This is a genomic window from Streptomyces pseudovenezuelae, from assembly GCF_029892565.1.
Lineage (GTDB): Bacteria > Actinomycetota > Actinomycetes > Streptomycetales > Streptomycetaceae > Streptomyces > Streptomyces pseudovenezuelae_A.
Genome location: NZ_JARXVH010000008.1, coordinates 210,958 through 231,675 on the forward strand (window position 1 = coordinate 210,958; position 20,718 = coordinate 231,675).

The 20,718-nt window shown below is 71.2% G+C and carries 16 protein-coding genes; 11 read left to right on the forward strand and 5 right to left on the reverse strand.

Going from position 1 to position 20,718, the window contains the following annotated elements:
* Positions 1 to 14 precede the first annotated feature (14 nt).
* The 3 genes from M2283_RS26610 to M2283_RS26620 form a co-directional block, all read right to left on the reverse strand.
* The gene (locus M2283_RS26610) at positions 15 to 452 is read right to left on the reverse strand and encodes a roadblock/LC7 domain-containing protein (RefSeq protein WP_280878899.1); all 438 of its coding nucleotides are present in this window, start codon (positions 450 to 452) and stop codon (positions 15 to 17) included.
* Positions 449 to 2,965, reverse strand: coding sequence for a sensor histidine kinase (locus M2283_RS26615; RefSeq protein WP_280878900.1), 2,517 nt, complete (start codon positions 2,963 to 2,965; stop codon positions 449 to 451). Before M2283_RS26615 ends, M2283_RS26610 begins: the two co-directional genes overlap by 4 nt.
* 109 nt (positions 2,966 to 3,074) lie before the next feature.
* A complete protein-coding gene (locus tag M2283_RS26620; RefSeq protein ID WP_280878901.1) occupies positions 3,075 to 3,848 on the reverse strand; it encodes an MHYT domain-containing protein in 774 nt (257 codons plus the stop codon).
* Positions 3,849 to 4,000: 152 nt separating this feature from the next.
* On the opposite strand from M2283_RS26620, the gene M2283_RS26625 reads away from it, so the two are divergent.
* From M2283_RS26625 to M2283_RS26660, 8 genes are all read left to right on the forward strand, one after another.
* Positions 4,001 to 4,600 carry a class I SAM-dependent methyltransferase gene (locus M2283_RS26625; protein WP_280878902.1) on the forward strand — a complete coding sequence of 200 codons (600 nt, stop codon included), beginning with the start codon at positions 4,001 to 4,003 and terminating at the stop codon, positions 4,598 to 4,600.
* Positions 4,601 to 4,910: 310 nt separating this feature from the next.
* On the forward strand, positions 4,911 to 5,048 hold the full coding sequence (locus tag M2283_RS26630; protein WP_280878903.1) for a hypothetical protein: 138 nt from the start codon (positions 4,911 to 4,913) through the stop codon (positions 5,046 to 5,048).
* Positions 5,049 to 5,412: 364 nt separating this feature from the next.
* Entirely contained in the window at positions 5,413 to 6,042 is a 630-nt protein-coding gene (locus M2283_RS26635; protein WP_280878904.1) for a hypothetical protein, read from the forward strand.
* Positions 6,043 to 6,074: 32 nt separating this feature from the next.
* Entirely contained in the window at positions 6,075 to 6,602 is a 528-nt protein-coding gene (locus M2283_RS26640) for a toxin-antitoxin system, toxin component (protein ID WP_280878905.1), read from the forward strand.
* A 29-nt stretch (positions 6,603 to 6,631) separates the two neighbouring features.
* Complete coding sequence (locus M2283_RS26645; protein WP_348538930.1) at positions 6,632 to 7,789, forward strand: MAB_1171c family putative transporter; 1,158 nt, start codon at positions 6,632 to 6,634, stop codon at positions 7,787 to 7,789.
* A complete protein-coding gene (locus M2283_RS26650) occupies positions 7,786 to 9,198 on the forward strand; it encodes an NAD(P)/FAD-dependent oxidoreductase (protein ID WP_280878907.1) in 1,413 nt (470 codons plus the stop codon). The genes M2283_RS26645 and M2283_RS26650 overlap by 4 nt, the downstream gene beginning before the upstream one ends.
* 384 nt (positions 9,199 to 9,582) lie before the next feature.
* Positions 9,583 to 9,879, forward strand: coding sequence for a hypothetical protein (locus M2283_RS26655; protein ID WP_280878908.1), 297 nt, complete (start codon positions 9,583 to 9,585; stop codon positions 9,877 to 9,879).
* 135 nt (positions 9,880 to 10,014) lie between these two features.
* On the forward strand, positions 10,015 to 10,869 hold the full coding sequence (locus tag M2283_RS26660) for a hypothetical protein (protein WP_280878909.1): 855 nt from the start codon (positions 10,015 to 10,017) through the stop codon (positions 10,867 to 10,869).
* Between the two features lie 38 nt (positions 10,870 to 10,907).
* Here the strand turns inward: M2283_RS26660 and M2283_RS26665 are convergent, their stop codons facing one another.
* The gene (locus tag M2283_RS26665; protein WP_280878910.1) at positions 10,908 to 14,198 is read right to left on the reverse strand and encodes a hypothetical protein; all 3,291 of its coding nucleotides are present in this window, start codon (positions 14,196 to 14,198) and stop codon (positions 10,908 to 10,910) included.
* Positions 14,199 to 14,534: 336 nt separating this feature from the next.
* Positions 14,535 to 14,717, reverse strand: coding sequence for a hypothetical protein (locus tag M2283_RS26670; protein ID WP_280878911.1), 183 nt, complete (start codon positions 14,715 to 14,717; stop codon positions 14,535 to 14,537).
* Positions 14,718 to 14,900: 183 nt separating this feature from the next.
* On the opposite strand from M2283_RS26670, the gene M2283_RS26675 reads away from it, so the two are divergent.
* From M2283_RS26675 to M2283_RS26685, 3 genes are all read left to right on the forward strand, one after another.
* Complete coding sequence (locus M2283_RS26675; RefSeq protein WP_280878912.1) at positions 14,901 to 17,813, forward strand: DEAD/DEAH box helicase; 2,913 nt, start codon at positions 14,901 to 14,903, stop codon at positions 17,811 to 17,813.
* Positions 17,810 to 19,093, forward strand: coding sequence for an SWF or SNF family helicase (locus M2283_RS26680; protein WP_280878913.1), 1,284 nt, complete (start codon positions 17,810 to 17,812; stop codon positions 19,091 to 19,093). Before M2283_RS26675 ends, M2283_RS26680 begins: the two co-directional genes overlap by 4 nt.
* A gap of 279 nt (positions 19,094 to 19,372) precedes the next feature.
* Entirely contained in the window at positions 19,373 to 20,713 is a 1,341-nt protein-coding gene (locus M2283_RS26685; protein ID WP_280878914.1) for an esterase-like activity of phytase family protein, read from the forward strand.
* Positions 20,714 to 20,718 lie beyond the last annotated feature (5 nt).

The window sequence follows — 20,718 nt, forward strand, 5'->3', positions numbered from 1 at the left end:
GAACCGCCCTCGGCCTATCCGGCGGCCGGGGGCCGCGCGGCGACGCGCGGTGCCGTGTACAGGTGCTCGCCGACGCGCTTGACCAGCCGTGCCATCTCATAGGCCACCAGGCCGATGTCGGCGCTCACGTCGGTGAGGAGGGCGAGGCAGGAGCCGTCGCCCGCGGCGGCCACGAACAGGAAGCCGTCGTCCATCTCCACCATGGTCTGGCGCACGCCGCCGGCGCCGAAGTGCCGGCCGGCTCCCTTGGCCAGGCTGTGGAAGCCGGAGGCGACCGCGGCGAGGTGTTCGGCGTCCTCGCGGTGCAGGTCGGTCGAGGCGCCCACGGCCAGGCCGTCGTTGGACAGCACCACGGCGTGCCGTACCTCGCTCACGCGCAGCACCATGTCGTCCAGCAGCCAGTCGAGTTCGCCCGACTGCGGGGCGGCCCTCATGCTCGGGTCCTTGATCATGCGGGATCTCCTTCACTGTCCCTGCGCGCTGTGGAATCCGGAGTGGCGCCACGCCCTGGCTGCCTGCCGCCGCCGCGGGCCCAGCCTTCGCGGTACGCCGCCATGCGTTCCCGTACGACTTCGGGGGTGCGCCCGTCGTCGTGGTGGGGCGTGGTGGTCCGGTCGGGCTCTTCGGGGCGCTGCTGGCGCAGTTGCGGGGCGAGATTCGCCTGGCGTACGCGGCGGGGCAGGTCGTCGGACTCCTCGGCGTCGTCCGGGGGCCGGTGCAGGCGCAAGGTGGTGACTCCGGGTGGTGGGTTTTCGGGCGCCGTCTCCTCCACCGCGGCCGGCGCGGTGGGCACCAGCGCGGGCCGTTCGGCCGGCGTCTGGACGGACTCCTGGTGGGAGGCGGCGCCCGGCACGCGCGCGTACTCGCGTTCCGCGAACCGTTCCCTGTCGGCGGCCTTCTTGGGCGAACGTTCCGCCGCGCCACCGTGCAGCAGCGGGGTGGGCAGCAGGACGACCGCGGTGGTGCCGCCGTAGGGCGAGGTACGCAGATGCACCTTGATGTCGTGCCGGGCGGCGAGCCTGCTGACGACGAAGAGGCCGAGCCGGTCGCTGTCGAAGAGGTCCAGCGTCTCGGACTGTTCGATGCGGCGGTTGGCCTCGGCAAGCGTCTCGCTGCCCATGCCGAGGCCGCGGTCCTCGACCTCGATCGCATAACCGTTGCCCACGGGTTCGCCGCTGACGCGCACGCGCGTGTGGGGCGGCGAGAACTGGGCGGCGTTCTCGACGATCTCGGCCAGGAGGTGGGTGAGGTCGGCGACAGCCGTGCCGATGACGGACGCCTCGGGAAGCTGTCGTACCTCCACGCGTGCGTAGTCCTCGACTTCGGAGACGGCCGCGCGCACCACGTTGGTCAATGAGACCGGCATGCGCCAGGCGCGGCCGGGCGCTGCTCCGGAGAGGATGATGAGGCTCTCGGCGTGGCGCCGCATGCGGGTGGTGAGGTGGTCGAGCCGGAACAGGTCGCTCAGTTCGTTCGGGTCGTCTGAGCGGCGTTCCATGCTGTCCAGCAGGCTCAGTTGGCGGTGCACGAGGACCTGGCTGCGGCGGGCGAGGTTGACGAACACCCCGGAGATGCCGCTGGCGAGTTCGGCGCGTTCGACGGCGGCCCGAAGAGCGGCGCGGTGCACGGTGCCGAGGGCTTCGGCGACCTGGCCCGCCTCGTCCTCGGCGGGCAGTCCCGGCGGGGCCTCCACGTGGACGTCGATCTCCTCGCCCGCGCGCAGCCTCCGCATCGCCTCGGGGAGCTTGCGCCGGGCGATCTCCAGGGCGCTGTTGCGCAGCCCGACCAGCTCGACGACGAGGCCGCGGCCGATGCGTACGGAGATGACGAGTGAAGCGGCGACGGCGACGAGTCCGAAGAGGACCGCGGCACCGGCCGGGGTGAGCAGACCTCGGGTGAACGGGTCGGCCCGGTCCGCGACGCCCTGCCCCGCCCGTTCCTCGATCGTCCGCATGCCGTTCTGCACGCGTGCGTGGGGTGTGTCCCAGCTGTTCGAGGGAGCCGAGGTGAGCGGGCCGGGGGTGCCGTCGAGGGCCTTGTCCTCCGCGGTGCCCAGGGCCGTGTAGGCGCTGCCTGCTGCGAGGTGCCGCCATGAGCTGTGTTCCGGGCCGCGCAGGTCGGCGACGGCGGAGTCGGTGAGGGCGCGGCGCGTGTCGACGGCGCCGGTGAACAGCCGCAGCCGCTCGCCGCGCAGGCCGTCGGCGAGGCGTGCGCTGGTCACCAGTGCGTCCTCCTGGGCCAACGCCTCTCCCGCGCGGGAGAATTCGAGCAGCACGCGTGCGTCGGAGCCGAGGTCGGCGTCCTGGATGCTGGTGAGGGCGCCACCCACTCCGAAGGCGGTCGCGATGGTGCCGGTGTAGCGCCCGTAGGCCTCGTCCCAGCCCGTACGCCGGTTGAGCACCGCGGTGCGCAGCGTGCGCAGTCGTTCGGCGCCGGTGACGAACGCGTCGAGTCGGTTGGCCACTCCTGGGGGCAGTTCCTCGCTGTCGGCGACGGTGTTGCCGTCGCCGAGCCGGAGTTCGGCCACGGCCCGGTCGGTGCGGTCCGCGAGCTTCTTGTAGTCGCCGCTCTGCGCGGCGGACGGGTCGGTCGCGTACCGCACGGCGGCCGAGCGCTCGGCCTGGAGGGCGGCGACTGCCGTCGCGACAGGGGTCCGGATCTCGGAGTCCACGCGCTGCAACTGCCGCAGCCTGGCGATGTCCTGAGCGGTGCTGACGGTGGCGAAGGCCCACAGGGCCAGCAGCGAGACGACCGGCACCATCAGCAGACAGACGATCTTGGCCCGAACGGTCCGCGGCCTTATTCGCCAGCCCCCGCCACGCGCGGGTGCCTCGTCCGGCACCGGGCCCAAGGCGTCCTCCGCGCCTTCGTCGGCCGGCGGTCCGGCGTGCGCGCGACGACCGCGCGCGGGAGATGTGGTCGGCGTCTCGGCGCCAGGTGCGGGCGTCCTACGGGGTGTACGCATGGCCTCCTCGCTCGGAAGTGGTTGGGGGGCGGACCGTCGGGCCGCAGTCGCCGTCGGTCGGCGACGCGCTCGCGACGGTGCCTCGGGGCGGGTCGTCGGTCGGGGGGTGTTAGCCCACGGGGCTCTCGATCGGCCGCTGGGCGGAGGCGGATGCCTCGCGCTCTCCGCTGGTCGGCGACAGCGCGACGAAGGCCGAGGTCAGGAACAGGTAGGACCCAAGACCGACGGCCAGGGGGAAGATGAACTGCATCGCCGTGGCCCCGGGCAAGGCCTCGCCGGAGGGGGTGACGTGGACGCTCACCGCGAGCATGCCGGTGTAGTGCATGCTCGTCACCGCGGCCCCCATGATGAGCGAGGCCCCGAAGACGGCGACGGGCGACTTGATGTTGAGCCCCGCCCACAGGGCCGCCGTCGCCGCGACGACGGCGATCAGGACGGACAGGCCGACGAGCGCCGGGTCGTAGCCGACGTCGCCGTGCAGCCGTACCGCCGCCATGCCCAGGTAGTGCATGCTCGCGACCCCGAGCCCGGTGGTGAGGCCGCCGAGGAAGAGCGCGCGGGTGCGGTCCTTGCTGTAGCCGACGGCGAAGACGCCGGCACAGACGACGAGCATGGCGACGAGCAGGCTGGCGATGGTGAGCGGCACGTCGTAGCGGATATCGGTGCCGCTGACGCCGAAACCGAGCATGGCCACGAAGTGCATGGTCCAGATGCCGGTACCGATCGCCGAGGCCGCGGTGATGAGCCAGTTGCGGCGCGAGCGTCCGGTGGCGCCGAGCGCGCGGACGGTGCAGCGCAGCCCGAGGGCGGAGCCGATGCAGGCCATCACGTACGACAGCACGGGGGTCAGCCAACCGAAGGATGCGTGGTCCAGGTGTCCCATGACCCCGGGACGCTAGTCGGGACAGGGGCGCACAAAGAGGGCGCATTTCGAAAGGTATTGAAATATGACACAGCGGTACCTATGAACGACCGTGTCCCGCTCGAACGTGCGCGCTGCGGCGTCATCCGTGTCGGTGAGGGATCATGCGGAACATGAGCGACGACCACACGCATGTCCGGGAGTTCTTCACCGCGCGCGCCGCGGGCTGGGACAGCCGCTTCCCCGACGACGGTCCCGCCTACGCGGCGGCGGTCGCCGAGTTGGGGCTGCGCGCGGGCGACCGGGTGCTGGACGCGGGCTGCGGCACGGGGCGGGCCCTGCCGCCGCTACGGACGGCCGTGGGGCCTTCCGGAGTGGTCATGGGCGCCGATCTGACGCCGGCCATGCTCCAAGCCGCCGTAGACGCCGGTAGGGACCGTCAGGGGCAGTTGCTGCTCGCCGACGTGTCCGCACTGCCGGTGCGGTCGCGGTCGCTCGACGCGGTGTTCGCGGCCGGGCTCATCGCGCACCTTCCGCATCCGACCGAGAATCTGCGGGAGTTGGCACGCGTCGTGCGCTCCGACGGCACGCTCGCACTGTTCCACCCGATCGGCCGGGCGGCGCTCGCCGCGCGCCAGGGCCGACAGATCACCCCGGACGACCTGCGCGCGGAACCGAATCTCCGCTCCCTGCTGGCCGGTTCGGGCTGGCGCGTGATCTCGTACGTCGACGAGGACGACCGTTTCCTGGCGCTGGCCGTGCGGGAAGGGTGACGTCTCGCCTCCCAAGCCTGCACGCCCCGACAAAGAACGACCGCTCCTCCGTGTGAAGCAACAACCGGTCAGACATGCCGACCCACCCGCGCAGGGCTACTGAGAGGTCGACCCCAGCGGCACGGACACCCAGGTCACACAGCCAGCCTCATCACCGCGGCAGGCCCGATGTCGTCAGCAAGGCGGTACGCACGAGGAACAGACGCGGCTCCTCCTCGGGCGCCGGCAACGGCCGATCCATCTCTCCGACCGCGATCAGGACGTGGCCCCCGTCGTACGACACTCGGCCACTCAGGTCGACGCTGGTGCGATGCCGCGCAGTGACATCAACGAGCTCGGTCAGGACGGCGAGCGTTGCTTCCTCGACAGGGCCGGTTCCACGACCGGACAGTGCAACGACCTTGAACCGAATATCAACGAGCGTTCGCTGCCACGCAACGAACGTTGAGGTTTGAGGTGCTCACGCCGTACTGTGCCGATCGCAGATACTCGAGCATCGGGAGCGATCGGTGGAGCCGTTTCCCCCCGGGACCCGGTGGTGTCCGGTGCCAGACACGCGAGGCGCCCCCTCAACTCTCCTACGGAATAGCCTAGTTGACGAGACTTCGGGCCTCCAGGTGCGCCACGTCACCCGCCACCAGAACCCGGATGTGGGCACCGGTCACAGGCGCGGCGCCCGCCTCGAACCGTCGGCCTCATGCAGAGAGCGTCATACAAGAGGGGTGCACGATCCGTTTCTGAGGCCCCGGCCGCCTCTTCAGTACCACCTGCATGCACGCCACGCTCACCCTTACCTTCCAGGAGGAGCACCTGTGAGTGAGCCCAACGCCTCGCTGCTGAAGACCGTCGCCCGTATCGAGGAACTGATCGCCAAGAGCGGTCGCCGGTTGGCGGAGGTGCTGGACACCAAGCGGCTGGCCCTGGCGTCCGGCTTGACCGAACCCGAGGTGGAGCTCCTCCTCGCCGGCGGCATGCCGGAGGAGGAGGACCCGGACGACATGGTCCGGAACCGAGTCCGTTTCCTGTACGAGAGCCACACGGGCCCCAACGGAGGTCCCCGAGACATCCGGGACATCGCTGCGGCGATCGACCAGACCACGGTTTGGACAAGGAAACTGGCGGACGGCAAAGCGAAGCCGAGTCTGTGGACCGGTTCCCAGCTGACCAAGTACTACAAGGTGGCCGCCACCTTCCTGACTGACGCGCCGGCCGATGCCCTGAACCGAGAACTGCAGAGGAACCTCTTCGACTTGGAGGTGGAGGCCGACCCGGCCAAGGCCCTCCGTGACATGGGCGTCGTACATATGTCCGGTCGAAGTCCGCTCATGACCAAACCCGACTTGGCGGCGCTCGCCAGGATGGTCGCAGAGCTCCAATTCGATTTCGACCGCGTCAGGCGCGTGGTCGACCACCTGGCGAACCACCCGGAGGCTGATCAGTGAAGAAGTCGGTCGAGAGGCTCCAGAGGAAGCTCATGGCCGAGCTCACCACGGCTGTCACCGAGGCGGTCAGGGTGCCGGCAGAGCCGAAAGTCATCTTCGAGACGCTGTGTCAGGTGATGAGCGAACGCCGCGGCCGGCCGGTGCAGTTGGTCATGCGGAGCTTCCCCGAGGAGTTGGCCAATACGACCACGGGGCTTTGGCTGGACCTCAGGGACCAGGACGTCATCGTCGTTGAGGCGAACCTCGCCCCCGATCACCAACTCGTCGTCCTTGGCCACGAGTTGTGGCACATGAACGCTGGGCACTGCGGCCACGATCACGACGGAACCGCAGTTGCCGCACGAGCAGCGATGACCGAAGAGGTCGACTGGGATCTGGCCCGGAGAGTGGCCGCGCGCGCCCAGTCGCACACCGAGGACGAGCTCGCCGCCGAAGGGTTCGGCCTCCTCATGGGCTCCCGTATGGGTGTCTGGCTAGCAGGCCCGGACACCCGCCAGGACCTCGACGATGTAGCGCGGCGCATCAGCACGGCCCTCGGCTGCCACGGATTGCAGGGCTGACGGCCGTGACGATGTCCCAATCCTTCTGGATGATTGCGGCGGTGCTCGGAGTAGGCGTGGCCTACAAGTTGCCGGCCTTGTTGGGGGGCCGCCGCAACCCCCTTGCACGGCAGGTTGCCGGCCTGCTCCTGACGGCGGTTGCCGTGTTCTTCTTCGCGGCACCATCCACCCTCGCATGGCTCAACGACGTGACCGGCATCCCCAATTTTGCGGCGCCCTTCGTCTACAGCCTGCTCACCGGCTTCTGCGCCTCGTGTCTGCTGCTGATCGTGAAGTGGCGGGGAGGAGTCCCGGCGAGCGTCCGGCGTACGACGTGGTGGGTGTACGGAAGTTACGGCATGGTGATCGTCGCTTTGTGGGCGTGCTTCGCGCTCGGTGACCACCATGTCGAGCGGCTGCGGGACCTGGACACGTACTACGCCGGCACTCCGTGGATGCGCGAGATGATCCTGCTCTACCTGCTCGGTCACACCGTGGCAGTCCTGATTACTTCTGCACTGCTTTGGGCATGGGAAAGCCGCTTGCGCGGGATGGGCTGGCTGCACGCCGGTGTCGTACTGCTCAGCGTCGGCTACGCCCTGAACCTCGTCTATGACGCGGTCAAACTGATCGCCGTGGTCGCCCGGTGGACCAACCATGACCTCGACTGGCTCAGCACCGACGTAGCCCCTCCCGTCGCGGGAACAGTCGGCCTGCTGATCGCCCTGGGGTTCATCGTGCCGCACGCGGGAGAGGGAGCGTCGCACCGGGCGGCAGCCCTCCGCGAGTACAAGGCCCTCGCGCCCCTTGCCCGCACGTTGCAACATGTGCAGTCCGCTGCCTCCCCCGTGCCGATCCGCCGATTCTCCTCTGTGGACCTCCGCCTGACACACCGTAAGACGACCATCCGCGACGCTCTGAGGCAGCTCCAGCCGTACCTGGACATGGACGAGCACGACAAGGCCGTCCAGCGCTATTTGGGCCAGGGGAAGACGCCCGACGAGGCGCAGGTTCTTGCCGAAGCCACCGCCATCGTGGCCGCGGCCGGCGTTCCGGAGGAACGGGACCGCCAGGCGGCCAAGCAACTCGCGCGGACGAACCCAAACCAGAGCAGGGACATCGTCGCCATCTCCCGTGCCCTGCGCGACCTGCCCACCATGCACGTGGTCGGTTCCAACCCGACACCAGAAGGAACCGTGACCTCATGAGCGCCCGCACCAACTCGTCCGTCGGCCGGCAACGCCGGGCCATTGTCATCGGCGGGGGTCTCACCGCCATGCTGACCGCGCAAGCGCTGTCGACACGCACCGACGTTCTCGTCATCGAACGCGACTCCCTGCCGGAGATACCCGAGCCTCGCAAGAGCCTGCCCCAGGCACACCACGTGCATGTGCTGTGGTCCGGCGGAGCGGAGGCCATCGCTGCGCTCCTTCCTGACGTCCTCAGTGACCTTGAGTCCGCAGGCGCCCGCCGCATACCGCTGACCAGCGGCATGGTCGGCCTCAGCCCGGCGGGCTGGTTTCGCCGCTGGCAGGAGAGCCACTACGCCATCGCCTGCCACCGGGACCTGTTCGACTGGGTGATCCGCCGCCAGGTTCTCGGCGCGAAGGACAACGGCATCACCGTCATGCAGGGCACCACCGTTCTCGGCCTGGCCGGCAGCGCCGACACGGTGACCGGCGTCGACGTCCGTACGAATGACGGTCGACAGGAGACCCTCCTGGCCGACCTGGTCGTAGACGCCAGCGGCAAGGGTTCCCAAACACCGGTCTGGCTCAACCGCCTCGGCGCGCAAAGCCCGCCCTCGCGGGAGGTCGACTCCGGACTCGTCTACGCCAGCCGCCTCTACCAAGCCCCTCATGGCCTCCCGGAGACCTGGCCCATCATCAACGTGCAGGCAGACCCCCGCGGTGACGGCCCAGGGCAGGCAGGCGTCATCCTGCCCATCGAGGATGGACGCTGGCTCGTCACCCTGTCGGGTACCCGCGGCGGCGAACCCACCATCGATCCGGACGCCTTCGGGAATTTCGCCCTGGGCCTGCGCCATCCCATCGTTGGAGAGATGATCAAGAAAGCGGACCCGCTGGGCCCCGTCCATGTCACGCGAATGACGGCCAACCGTCGCCGCTTCTACGAGAAGACCGCACTGCCGGCGAACTTCCTCGCCCTCGGGGATGCCGTGGCCGCGTACAACCCGACGTATGGGCACGGCATGTCGGTCGCGGCTCAAAGCGCTTTGACTCTGCGGAACATGATCGACCGTTACGGCTACGGGAGCCCCGGCTTCACCAGGCGCGTGCAAAAGGCGATCGCGCGGCACGTCGGCCTCGCATGGACCTTCGCCGTAGGCACGGACGTCTTCTATGACGGCGCAACCGAGGGTGGACCCACCCTGCCCGATCGGATGGCCGCGCTCTTCGTGGACCGTCTCACCCTCACGGCCACCGGCTCCGGAAGAATGGCCCGCGACCTCACCGACGTGATGACGCTCCAGAAGGGACCTGAGTGGCTGTTCAAGCCCAGCACCCTCGTGTCGGCCCTGCGGGGCCCTCTCAAACCTCAGCTCACCGAACCGCCGCTCAGCCCCGAGGAAATCGGGGCCATCGAGTCCGCATAGCAGAGATAATCCCTGTCCGATTGGGCAACTCCAGTCGCCGTATCCGCGCTCGACCACACCCTGGCCTTTGTGGCGGCGTAGCACTTCGCTGGGATCGGCCTGCTCAGGGGTGAGAGCGGTCAACAGCGCGTACCAGCTGGGAGGTACGCCGACCTCCCGCCCCACTGTTCATGACTACTCTCGTGGCTACTTGCGTAGCCGCGCGGTCCGGTCTGAACCGGTACTGATCGGGGCCCAGGAAGCTCTTCGACCTGCAACGAATGCACCTCTGACCAGCACCTTCGCTGGTCAGGACCCCTTTCCGGCAGGCGAGTCAAGCTCTACGTTGAGTAGCAGGACATGAACGCTGAGCGAAATCAACCACGTAGGGGGAAGGTGGTTCACATGTGGGGCAGGGTGCGCAGGTCCGGTTCCAGAGTCCGCGATGCGCTGCGCGTCGAAGTTGACGCCGGCCGGGACAAACGTACACACAATCTTTTCGAGGCCGCGGCCACGTACGTCTCGGCCCGCGTGGAGGACGACCAGGAGCAGATCGACGAAGCGGCGGCCTGGGTGTCGCCGGAGGCGCTCTCCTTCGGTGTCAGCGAGCTCGCGTGCAGGGCTGTCATCGCGCTGGCGCGTGAGCGCGACGAGTCCCCGCAGACCGTGGCCCGCGCGCTCCTTGGACTCCCCGTGGCCTGACGCGCGGGGCGTTGCGCGGTCGATTCGCCCCGTGCACCCGGAAAACTGCAGGTCCGCGTCGCTGGGCAGTCGTGACAAGCTGCTGCCGGTCGCATTAGGGTGCGCGCGGTTGGACGAACCGATGGGGAGGCTGGGATGGCCGGGACGGACGAGGACGCCGTCGCCGCCGAGGACGACGCGCTCTATGTGCTCACGGCGGTACTGCTGACGCCGGCGAAGTTTCCGAGCGTGCTGGGCGACGACTATCCGGAGGCCTGCGCGGCGCTCGGCCTCGCGCCGCTCGCCGACGGGTACGGCCTGGTACTCGGCCAGGACGGCGACGGCGCCCGGTGGACCGTCGTCGTCGACGACGTCTCCCTGGTCGCCGTGGCCATCGCGTCCTGGGACTGCGGCATGGAGTACGACCTGTCGCCCACCGAGCGCACGGTCGTCGCCGCCCTGCCCGGCTGGCCCCTCGCGGTCGCCGTCGCGGCTCCCGGCGTACCGGAACCGCACGACCCCGATCCCGACGTCGTGGACGGTCCTCCGCTGTCGCCGCCGGACACGTCGACATGGGGCCCGGCCCAACGGCGGCTGGGAGCCGACGAGATCGCCCTCCAGTGGGCCGTGTGGCGCGAGCAGATCGACGACACCGAGTTCCAGGTCCCCGGGGGCGCCTCGGACCCGGACGGGGCCGAGAAGGCCGATCAGGGCCCGGACGAGGAGACCGAGAAGAAGCCCGGCCACGGCGGCATCCGGCGCGTCCTCTCGGAGGCACGCGGATACGTGGACTCGCCGCCGCCGCTCGGCCGCGTGCGGTCGTCCTTCGCCCCGGGCGAGGCGCGGACGCTGCGTGCCGACGGTCCCGGCTGGTCCCTCGTGGCCAGGACCGACGACATCGCGTTCGTGCTGCTCGACGAGGAACCGGGCGAGGTCCTGCCGGTGGGCCGAGGGCCAGAGCTGCCGGGTCTCTTGGAGGCGCTCGACAAGATGGCCGTACGCCCCAGTTGAACTGCCGCGTCACGCACGCGTCCGAACTCGGACGCGGCTCAGCGTCCCGCGTCCGGGTCGACGAGGAGCGCGCCCATCGCCGTGTCCGGGTCCTGGTGGGCTCGTAGCGCTTCGAGTTCGGTCCTCCAGGGTTCCTCCCAGCTCGCGGCTTGGCCGCCGGCCCGGACGAACGCGAGGGCCAACTGACCTGAGAGAGCAGTGCCGTGGGCGCCCAGGGCACGCGCCGCGGCGAGGGCGACCTCACGCACGCGTGACCGCCTGAAGTCCATGGGCAGGTACGTGGGCACCGGCAGACGTGCCGGCGCGGCTTCGCACAGCCGCGCCAGCCGCGCCCAGCGATCCGCCCGGTGTCTGCCGCGGCCCACGTCGTGCAGGGCAGCGTCCCAGTTGAGGCGCGCGGCATCGGTCGACAGCCCGACCGCCTCCAAGGTGTCGATCAGCGCGTCCAAGACACGCGGCACCTGCGAGCCGCCACCACCCGGCAGCACATCGCCCGCGACCGCGTGCAGCCTGCGCAGGGCGTCGGTACGCACGAGGGGGTCCCGCGCGCGGGCCCGCTCCCCCAGCAGGTTGAACGCGCGGTGGACAGCGGCCTCCGAGTCCGGTCCGGCTGGCAGCCGCACCAGTTGGCGGGCCGCGGCGTGCCACACCCGGCTCGCTCGCTCCGGGTCCGCCACGGTGTCCGCCAGCACACGGATCCCGTCCGGCGTGTCCACCCCGAGCCAGGACGGCAGGATGCGGCACGCGCCCGCGGCGGACTCGTCGTCGCCCTCCTCGACGATCCGCACCAGTAAGGCCGTGTAAGACAGCCTCTTGGAGCTGGGCACCGCACGCACGCGTGCGTGCACGACCGCTTCGCGTACGGCGGGTTCGTGGACCGCGCCGAGGAGGCGCTCGGTCACGCCGGGTCGGTCGACGGCGGGCAGAAGCGCGCCGGCCAGCACGGCCCGGACATCGGGGTGCCCGCCAGGCTGGTCCCAGGCCGCGACGAGAGCCTCGAAGGCATCGTCGCCCGGAAGGGAACCCAGCACCCGTGCGGCCTCCTTGCGAGTGCCCACCGGTGCGTCGGCCGCGCGGGCCACCGGGGCGAGCAGACGCACCGTCTCGTCGTCGGGCAGCCGCGCGAGAAGCCGCCGGACCGCGGCCATCGCGGCACGACCGCGCACACCGCCGGTCGCGGCGTGTCGCAGCAGGAGGTCCCGCAGAGCCGACGCGTCAGGCACGCCCTCGGCCGTCTCTCCGGCGAGCTCGCCGAGCGCGGTGAGCGCCGCGGCTGCCACGGGTTGTGGCGCCTGTTCGGCGAGCGCGGTCAACAGCGCGGGGTTCCTCAGGAGTTGTGCCGCGTCCGTGCGGACGTGCAGCGGAGCCGTCTCGTCGGCGGCCACGCGCGCGTGGTGCTCGCTCCACGCGTCCCGCTGCCACGGCAACCACCGCCCGACCACCCCGGGGTGCAACCGCGGTGTCCAAGGCGTGGCGCGGAGGCGCAGTCGGCCCTTGAACTCCCCGCTGGCGGCGGCCAGCACGGGATCGAGGAGTGTCGTCCGGCGGGTTGTGACGGTTCGCAGGACGAGGGGCACGGTGGCGAAGGTGGCGTCCAGGGCGAGCAGTTCGGCACAGCGCTGCTCCCGCAGCCGTGGCGGCCACACCCAGGCAGCGGCGGCTCGGGCAGCGATCACCGGGTCGTCGCACTCGACGGCGATGTGTCGCGTTTGTGCGTCGAGGTCGGGCAGCTCGGTCAGGTGGCTTCTGAGGAGTTCGGCGAGGGCCGTGGCCGCCTCGGGCCGCTGCGGTCGGTTCTGGGCCATCGCCGCCCAGATGGCGCGGGCAGCCTCCTCGTCGACGCGCACCGGGGTCAGCGGGCCGGTGTGCCGGGGCCCGGACGCGGCCTCGCCCAGGAGAGCGACGGCGAGGGCCGCGCGTTCGATGTCGCCGACTGCCGCGGCTCGTTCGACGACGCGGTGGAGCAGGGTTCGGGCCGCGTCGAGGGTGTCGGCCGTCGAGTCGCGTGACTGGACGGTGGTGCGGACGGCATCGCGCAGCACCTGTTCGGGCAGGGCGGCGAGCAGGTGGGGTGCGGTGCCGGCGAGTTGCTGCAGTGCCGGGCGGCGCACCTCGTCCCGGTCGTGCCAGGCCCGTTCGCAGTCGACGGCGACTCTGGCGAACTCCGCCGGGTCGCCTTGGAGTTCCGCGCAGGCGAGCAGGGCGGGCCAGGCCTGGGCGCGATGATGGACGCGGTGATTTTCGGCGAGCTCACGCAGAAGCGGTTCGCCGTCGGCCAGGGGCAGGGTCATCGCCCACCGGGCCGAGTACCAGGGCCTGCGGGTTTTCTTCAGCCGGGGCTTGATCAACTCCGCACGGTCAGCGGGGTCCAGCGCGGCGAGCGCCGGGGCCGAGGACTCACTCAATCGGTGGCGCGAGGTCCGGATCTCCGCGATCCGCCGCCGTTCGACGGACGGAAGGAGCCTCAACAGGGCGTCGGGCGCCACCTCCTGGCGGCCGGGCCCGGCGTACCGGCTACTGGTGGCGGGGCAGTGCTCGGCGAGCACCAGGAGATCCGCTGAGGACAGCCCGACCAGGATCCGTCGCAGGGATGGCGGCAACGGCCCTGCCGGCACGGGTTGTTCGCGATGGCGGCCGTCGCCGCACGTCGGTGCCGCCCTCAGGACGGCCGCCGCCTGCGTGGGCCGGTACAGCGCGGCCAGGACTCCGCGCGGGGTGAGCAGGTCGGGAGCCCGCTCCAGGAGCAGGAGCGCCGCGTCCGGGTCACGGCGCGCGGCGACCGTCGCGGCCCCACGATGGCTCCGGTGGAAGGCGTACGACTCCTCCCGCGCCTGTTGGCCGCTCTGCGCCGCGAGATACGCGGCGAGGGCCCGGGGTGCCGTGCGGGCCAGGGAGTTGATCGTGCCGGCGGACGGTTCGACCCGGGGCAGCCAGTCCGCCACGGTCTCCGGAGGACATGCGGGCAGCAGCTCGGCCGCTTCCCGAGGGCCGTGGCGTTCGAAGACACCGGGCAGCAGTCCGGCGGCCAGGACGTGGCGGCGGCTGCGCCTGAGCAGTCGGTAGGTGTCGAGGCGGGTGGTGCTGATATCGCTCGACGCCAGTCGCTCCAGGGCCTGTTCGGGTATCGGGAGCCGGACGGCCGCCGCACGCGCGCGGCGGCCCAGCAGTGGGTCGGCCAGAGCCTCGGTCACCCGTTCCAGGTCGCGGCGGACGACGGCCAGGAAGAGGGCGGTGTGCCGCTCGTCCCCATCGCCGGTGTCGAGGGCGTGGTGCAGGGTCTCGTAGGCGTGTGGAGTGAGCGTGCGGGCGTAGCGCGCCAGGGCGCTCATGCGTGCCGGGAACGGCAGGGGATCGAAGTGAGCCCTCAGCCAGGCTGGCGTCAGAGGCGCCGGCGGGGTCTGGGGCTGTCCGGACGGCGTCTGGGACGCCTCGTATCGGGCCATCAGCGCTCACCGTGGAGTCGCTGGGCCTCCTTTCCATGCTTCATGCGGTCATGGTGATGCGCCGCCCGTCCGGCACGCAAACGATTTTGGCAACGGGGCACTCGCCGTCCGCGGCCCGTACGTCGTACGGGCCGCGGACGGCGATGTGACCAACTCCTGTGCCCACGCCGACCTCGCCGCCCCAGCGCGCCGGTGTGTCGCTGCGTCAGTGTGCCGGTGCGGTCAGCGGCCGATCTCCTTGCGGGTCACCCGGCGCAGCCTGCGCCGCTGGGAAGGGTCCAACGTGAGGTATGCGGCGGCCGGGACTCCCAGGACAATCAGGAGCGCCGCCCACCAGGGCAGCCAGATCAACAGGATGAGCCCGACCGCCACACCCCCTGCGGCGATCTTCGCCTTCTTCGACATGTACGTCGCCTCCTTCGCGGCCGGGGCCGCTCTCTGTCCTGAAAACGGGTCCGCGCCGCGCACAGTTCCGAACGGCGACCCTGAGACATCCCTGAGGCGCGACCCCTACTCGTCCCTGAGACCCTTCTACCCAATCCCGGACTCGGCCAGGTCACGGATCGGCCGCTCCGACGGATCGTTCGCATGCTGTACTCTCGGCGACCTCAGGGCTCAGTAGTCAAGTTTGAGGAGTGCGGTATCGCTGTGCAGAGCGTCCCTGCGGCAACACCGTCCGAGATCTCCGAACTGGCCCGCTGCTGTGCCGTCTTCCTCCCGGGCGATCCGGCGCGTACCGGCAGCGTCGCCTTCTGGCGGCCCGCCGGCACCGCTCCGCCTCTCGTCGCGACCGGATCCGTCGAGGAGCTGACCGTCGTCGTGCCCGGCGACGACGGTGTCCGGCCGGCGAGCGTGCCCGCAGTCGTCCTGCCCGTGCGGGCGGCGCTGCCGGTGCTCACGCGCGCGCGTGCCGACGTGAACGGACACCGCGGGAGTGTGTTCTGGGGCGCGGCCTCCGTGCTGGCCCTGCAGTTCGTGGCACGGGGGTTGCTGCTGCCCGGCCTGTCCCCCGGCGACCACGACGCGTGGCGGGTGGGCCCGCTGCCCGCTGAGGACGTCGACCGCGTCCGCCGGCTGGCCGCCACCATGCCGCCCGAGGCGCACGCCGTGCCGGTCGACGGCTCGGTGCCGCCACGGCTGCCGGACCCGGAGCCGCTGCTGCGCGCCTTCCTCGACGCGGTGGCCGACACCCTGCCCCGCTCCCCCGCCGCCCCGCTCGTGACAGGCGGGCCCGCCTACGCGGCACGCGAGCCGCGGCACATGCCCGAGCAACGCGCCTGGGCCGCCGATATCTCCGCCGGCCACGACGCCGGCGTACGGGTCTCGCTGCGGATCGAGGTGCACGGCCTCGCGAGCGCAGCGCAGGACGAGGCGACGGTGTCCTTCCGGGCCGTCCCCCAGGTGCACGGCGTGAGCGATCCGACTCTCATGGCCGATGCCGCCGAGGTGTGGGGCGGGTCCGGCGTCTTCGGTCCACGTGCGCGTATGGACGCCCTGCTCGCGCTCCGTCGCGCGGCGCGGGCCTGGCCGCCGCTCGCGCCGTTGCTCTCGGCGAGTGTGCCGGACGCGGTCGAGCTGGCCGACGAGGAGGTCACCGAGCTCCTCGGAGCAGGCGCCCAGGCCCTGGCCACGGCCGGTGTCGACGTGCACTGGCCGAAGGAGCTCGCCCGCGAGCTGACCACTCGTGCCGTGATCGGCCCGCCGGACGACGGACCGGCTACCGGGCGGACGGCCTCGGACGCGCCGTCGTTCCTGTCCGCCGACGCGCTGCTCGCCTTCGACTGGTGGTTCGCACTGGGCGATCAGCGGCTCACGCGCGAGGAGTTGGACCGGCTCGCCGAGGCCAATCGTCCCGTCGTGCGGCTGCGCGACCAGTGGGTCCTCGTGGACCCCCGTGAGGTCCGCCGCGCCCATAGCCGGCAGGAGCGCAAGATCACGCCCGTGGAGGCGCTGGGCGCCGCGCTGACGGGCTCCGCGGAGGCGGACGGCCAGTTGGTCGACGTACTGCCCACGGGGTGGCTGGCGGCCCTGCGGGAGCGGCTCGCGGACCCCGAGGCGCAGGAGCCCGTGGCGCAGCCCGCCGCGCTCGCGGCCACGCTGCGCGACTACCAGCGGCGGGGGCTGAGTTGGCTGGCCCGGATGACGTCCTTGGGGCTCGGGTGCTGTCTGGCTGACGACATGGGGCTCGGCAAGACGATCACGCTGATCGCGCTCCATCTGCACCGGCAGACGGAGGAGGCGGCGGCCGGTCCTACGCTCGTGGTGTGTCCGACGTCCCTGCTGGGCAACTGGCAGCGCGAGATCGAGAGGTTCGCGCCGGGCACGCCCGTGCGTCGCTTCCACGGGGCGCGGCGCAGCCTGGAGGGCGTGGTCGACGGGGAGTTCGTGCTCACCACGTACGGGACGATGCGCCTGGACACGGCCCGGCTCGCCTCGTTGCCGTGGGGCATGGTCGTGGCGGACGAGGCGCAGCATGTGAAGAACCCGTACTCGTCGACCGCGCGGCAGCTGCGTTCCATCGGCGCACGCGCACGCGTGGCGCTCACCGGCACTCCGGTGGAGAACAACCTGTCGGAGCTGTGGGCGATCCTCGACTGGACGACCCCTGGGCTGCTGGGCCGGCTCGGCACCTTCCGCACGCGGTACGCGCAGGCTGTCGAGGGCGGTCAGGACCCGGCGGCCGGTGAGCGGCTCGCGCGCCTCGTACAGCCGTTCCTGCTGCGGCGCCGCAAGTCGGATCCGGGGATCGCCCCCGAACTGCCGCCGAAGACCGAGACCGACCGCGCCGTGTCGCTGACCACGGAACAGGCCGGTCTGTACGAGGCGGTGGTGCGCGAGACGCTCGCGGAGATCTCGGGTTCCGACAGCATGGTGCGGCGCGGACTCGTGATGAAGCTGCTGACCGGGCTGAAGCAGATCTGCAACCACCCGGCGCAGTTCCTCAAGGAGGAGCGGCCGAAGATCGCCGGACGCTCCGGAAAGCTGGAGCTGCTCGACGAGTTGCTCGACACCATCCTCTCCGAGGAGGCGTCCGTCCTGGTGTTCACCCAGTACGTGCGCATGGCACGTCTCCTGGAGCGGCATCTGGCGGCCCGTGGCATCGGGACGCAGTTCCTGCACGGCGGGACGCCCGTCGCCGAGCGCGAGTCGATGGTGCGGCGTTTCCAGGACGGTGAAGTGCCGGTCTTCCTGCTGTCGTTGAAGGCCGCGGGCACCGGGCTGAACCTCACCCGGGCCGAGCACGTCGTGCACTACGACCGCTGGTGGAACCCGGCCGTCGAGGCGCAGGCCACGGACCGCGCGTACCGGATCGGCCAGACCAGGCCCGTGCAGGTGCACCGGCTGATCGCCGAGGGAACCATCGAGGACCGCATCGCCGAGATGCTCGGCCGAAAGAGAGAGCTGGCGGACGCGGTGCTGGGCTCCGGCGAGGCGGCGCTCACGGAACTGACGGACACGGAGCTGGCCGCTCTGGTCGAGCTGCGAGGGGGCGCGCGATGAACGCGTACGACAGTGATGCGCACCGACGCGACATGGAGCGGACGTTCGCCGCGCTGCCGCCCGCGGGCGGGCGAGGCTTCGCACGGACCTGGTGGGGCCAGGCGTGGCTGAAGGCGCTGGAGGACGCGGCACTGGACTCGCAGCAACTCAAGGCGGGCCGCAGGCTCGCGCGCGCGGGAGCGGTGGGCGCCGTGTCCGTGCGTCCGGGGCGGATCACGGCCGTGGTCCAGGGCCGGGACCGCACGGCTCACCGGGCCGACGTCCTCTTGCAGGAACTCTCCGAGGAGCAGTGGGATCGGCTGCTGGAGATGACCGTCGAGCGGGCCGGGCACGTGGCTGCGCTGCTGGACCGGGAGATGCCCCCGCACCTGGTCGAGGACGCGTCGGCCGCCGGCGTCGAACTGCTGCCGGGCATGGGCGAGTTGGAGCCGGAATGCGACTGCGACGCCTGGGACCACTGCGGGCACACGGCGGCCCTCTGCTACCAGCTGGCGCGGCTGCTGGACGAGGACCCCTTCGTCCTGCTGCTGATACGCGGACGGGCCGAACGCGCCCTCCTGGACGAACTCCAGGCCCGTAGCGCCGCCCCTGTCGAGGCGCCTGCCGGACCGCAGGGAGTGGATGCCGCCGAGGCCTACGCGGCCGGCGACATCCTGCCGCCACTGCCGGCCCCGCCGGAGCTGCCCGCGTCACCCGGTGTGCCGCCCTCCTTGGACACCGAAGTCCAGCCCGGCCCGGGCATCGATCCGGCCGCGCTGCGCCACCTGATCGCCCGGACGGCGGTGGAGGCACGTCGGCTGCTCGCCGAGGCTCTCCGCGCCGGACCGGAACAGCCGGGCGCCGAGGCGGAGTTGACGGTTGGCCAGGATGCCGTCCGGCTGGCCGTCGATGCTCTGGACGAGGCGGTCGTGGACCGGCTGGCCCACGGGTCGGGGCGTAGCCGGGACGATTTGACGGCGGCCGTAGGGGCTTGGCGCGTGGGTGGTGCCGCCTCGTTGTCCGCGCTGGAGGAGGAGTGGTCGGTCACGGGCGAAACGCTCGCACGCACGCGTGCGGCTCTGGAGTCGGCGTGGGACGAGGAGGAACGTCCGGCGCTGCGGATGCGGGGCAACCGGTGGACCGTCGTCGGCGCACCCGCCCAGCTGCGTCTGGGGCAAGACGGTCGCTGGTGGCCGTATCGCAGGGAACAGGGGCGCTGGGTGCCCGTCTCGGGCACGTCCCGGGATCCGGCGACCGCCCTGGCCGCCCTGGAGCCGACACCCGGGGAGGAACGCTCCTGAGACGGGCGTCTCGCCGGCGCAGGCAGCCAGACGGCGCCGGGCGCTTACCCCTCCTGGGGCGAGACGGTGCCGCGGCGCTCGTGCCGCCTGACGGTGCCTCGGCACTCATGGACAGCGCCTGACCCGCAACAGGGCGTGCCCGTCGGCACCCTCCCCGGCGGTACCGGCGGCCCGCATGCTTGGGCAGCCGACGCCCCCAGTTCACCTCTCGGTAGCGCCGCGTTCGCCACAGGGCCCAAATCTGGCCGCTGTCTGCAAAGTTGTCCTTCAGGAGGCCCGATGTCCCCGCACACCACCGGCCCGCACCGCATCAGACGTTCCGTCGCGGCAGGTGTTCCGCTCGCCGTGATCGCGGCCCTCGTGGCGGCAGGTCCGGCCATCGGCGCCCCGTCGCGGACCGCGCACGTCATACACACGGCCACTCTCGGCGACATCCCGCTCGGGACGTTCAGCAACTCCCTGCTGCCCGGCACCGTGGCCAACGACCGGGGCGTCGACCTCGGCGGCATCGGCAGCGACATCTATCCGACGGGCCACAAGGGCGAGTTCTGGACGGTCACGGACCGCGGGCCCAACGGCCAGATCAAGGTGTCCGGGAAGAAACGCCGTACGTTCCCGGTGCCCGGGTTCGATCCGGCGATCGTGAAGATCCGGGTGTCCGGGAGCTCCGTGAAGGTGCTGGACGCGATCCCGATCACCACCTCCTCCGGGAAGGCCGTCACCGGGCTGTCGAACCAGGAGGGGCGGGACGAGCCGCCGTACTCCTACGACGCCCAGACCGCGTTGTCGTACAACCCGAACGGGCTGGACACCGAGGGCATCGTGCGTGCCGCGGACGGGAGTTTCTGGCTCGTCGACGAGTACGGGCCCTCGATCGTCCACGTCTCCGCGCGCGGGAAGGTGCTCACGCGGTACGTCCCCAAGGGACTGCACCTCACCGGCGCCGACTACCCGGTGGTGGAGGCCCTGCCGGCGGTCTACCTGCACCGGCAGATCAACCGCGGCTTCGAGGGACTCACCCAACTGCCCGGCGGCGACCTGGTGATCGCCCTGCAGAGCCCGCTGTCGGTGCCGGACGACGACACCGCGGAGGCCTCGCTCAACACCCGCCTGCTGCGCTTCTCGCCCAAGAAGAAGGCGGTCACCGCCGAGTACGCGTACCGCTTCGACCCGGTGGACGTCGTGGACCCGAGCGAGGACGACACCTCCGAGCTGAAGATCTCCTCGGTCGTCGCCCTGGACGGCGACCGACTGCTCGTCGAGGAGCGCACCGACAAGGCGGCGCGGCTGCAGGTGGTCAAGCTCGGGCGGAGCGCGAACATCCTGGGCGGCGCCTACGACGACGACTCGGCGTCGCCTTCTTTGGAGGAGCTCGACGACCCGGCCGTCGCCGGTGTCCCGGTGCTCGCCAAGAAGCTGGTCGTCGATCTGGGCACGGTCGCCGGTGTGCCCCAGAAGATCGAGGGCGTCGCGCGCGTGGACTGCGACACGATCGCCCTCATCAATGACAACGACTTCGGCATGACGGACGGCGCGGAGGCCTTCGACGCGCAGGGTCGGCTGGTCGACAGCGGGATCGAGACGACGGTTACCTACGTGCGGTTGCCGCACGGGATCTGAACCGA

Bases quoted from the DNA above. Each gene is read 5' to 3' on its own strand.
- M2283_RS26610 (WP_280878899.1), bottom strand. From the start codon at position 452: ATGATCAAGGACCCGAGCATGAGGGCCGCCCCGCAGTCGGGCGAACTC.
- M2283_RS26615 (WP_280878900.1), bottom strand. From the start codon at position 2,965: ATGCGTACACCCCGTAGGACGCCCGCACCTGGCGCCGAGACGCCGACC.
- M2283_RS26620 (WP_280878901.1), bottom strand. From the start codon at position 3,848: ATGGGACACCTGGACCACGCATCCTTCGGTTGGCTGACCCCCGTGCTG.
- M2283_RS26625 (WP_280878902.1), top strand. From the start codon at position 4,001: ATGAGCGACGACCACACGCATGTCCGGGAGTTCTTCACCGCGCGCGCC.
- M2283_RS26630 (WP_280878903.1), top strand. From the start codon at position 4,911: ATGCCGCGCAGTGACATCAACGAGCTCGGTCAGGACGGCGAGCGTTGC.
- M2283_RS26640 (WP_280878905.1), top strand. From the start codon at position 6,075: ATGGCCGAGCTCACCACGGCTGTCACCGAGGCGGTCAGGGTGCCGGCA.
- M2283_RS26645 (WP_348538930.1), top strand. From the start codon at position 6,632: ATGATTGCGGCGGTGCTCGGAGTAGGCGTGGCCTACAAGTTGCCGGCC.
- M2283_RS26650 (WP_280878907.1), top strand. From the start codon at position 7,786: ATGAGCGCCCGCACCAACTCGTCCGTCGGCCGGCAACGCCGGGCCATT.
- M2283_RS26655 (WP_280878908.1), top strand. From the start codon at position 9,583: ATGTGGGGCAGGGTGCGCAGGTCCGGTTCCAGAGTCCGCGATGCGCTG.
- M2283_RS26660 (WP_280878909.1), top strand. From the start codon at position 10,015: ATGGCCGGGACGGACGAGGACGCCGTCGCCGCCGAGGACGACGCGCTC.
- M2283_RS26665 (WP_280878910.1), bottom strand. From the start codon at position 14,198: ATGAGCGCCCTGGCGCGCTACGCCCGCACGCTCACTCCACACGCCTAC.
- M2283_RS26670 (WP_280878911.1), bottom strand. From the start codon at position 14,717: ATGTCGAAGAAGGCGAAGATCGCCGCAGGGGGTGTGGCGGTCGGGCTC.
- M2283_RS26675 (WP_280878912.1), top strand. From the start codon at position 14,901: ATGCTGTACTCTCGGCGACCTCAGGGCTCAGTAGTCAAGTTTGAGGAG.
- M2283_RS26680 (WP_280878913.1), top strand. From the start codon at position 17,810: ATGAACGCGTACGACAGTGATGCGCACCGACGCGACATGGAGCGGACG.
- M2283_RS26685 (WP_280878914.1), top strand. From the start codon at position 19,373: ATGTCCCCGCACACCACCGGCCCGCACCGCATCAGACGTTCCGTCGCG.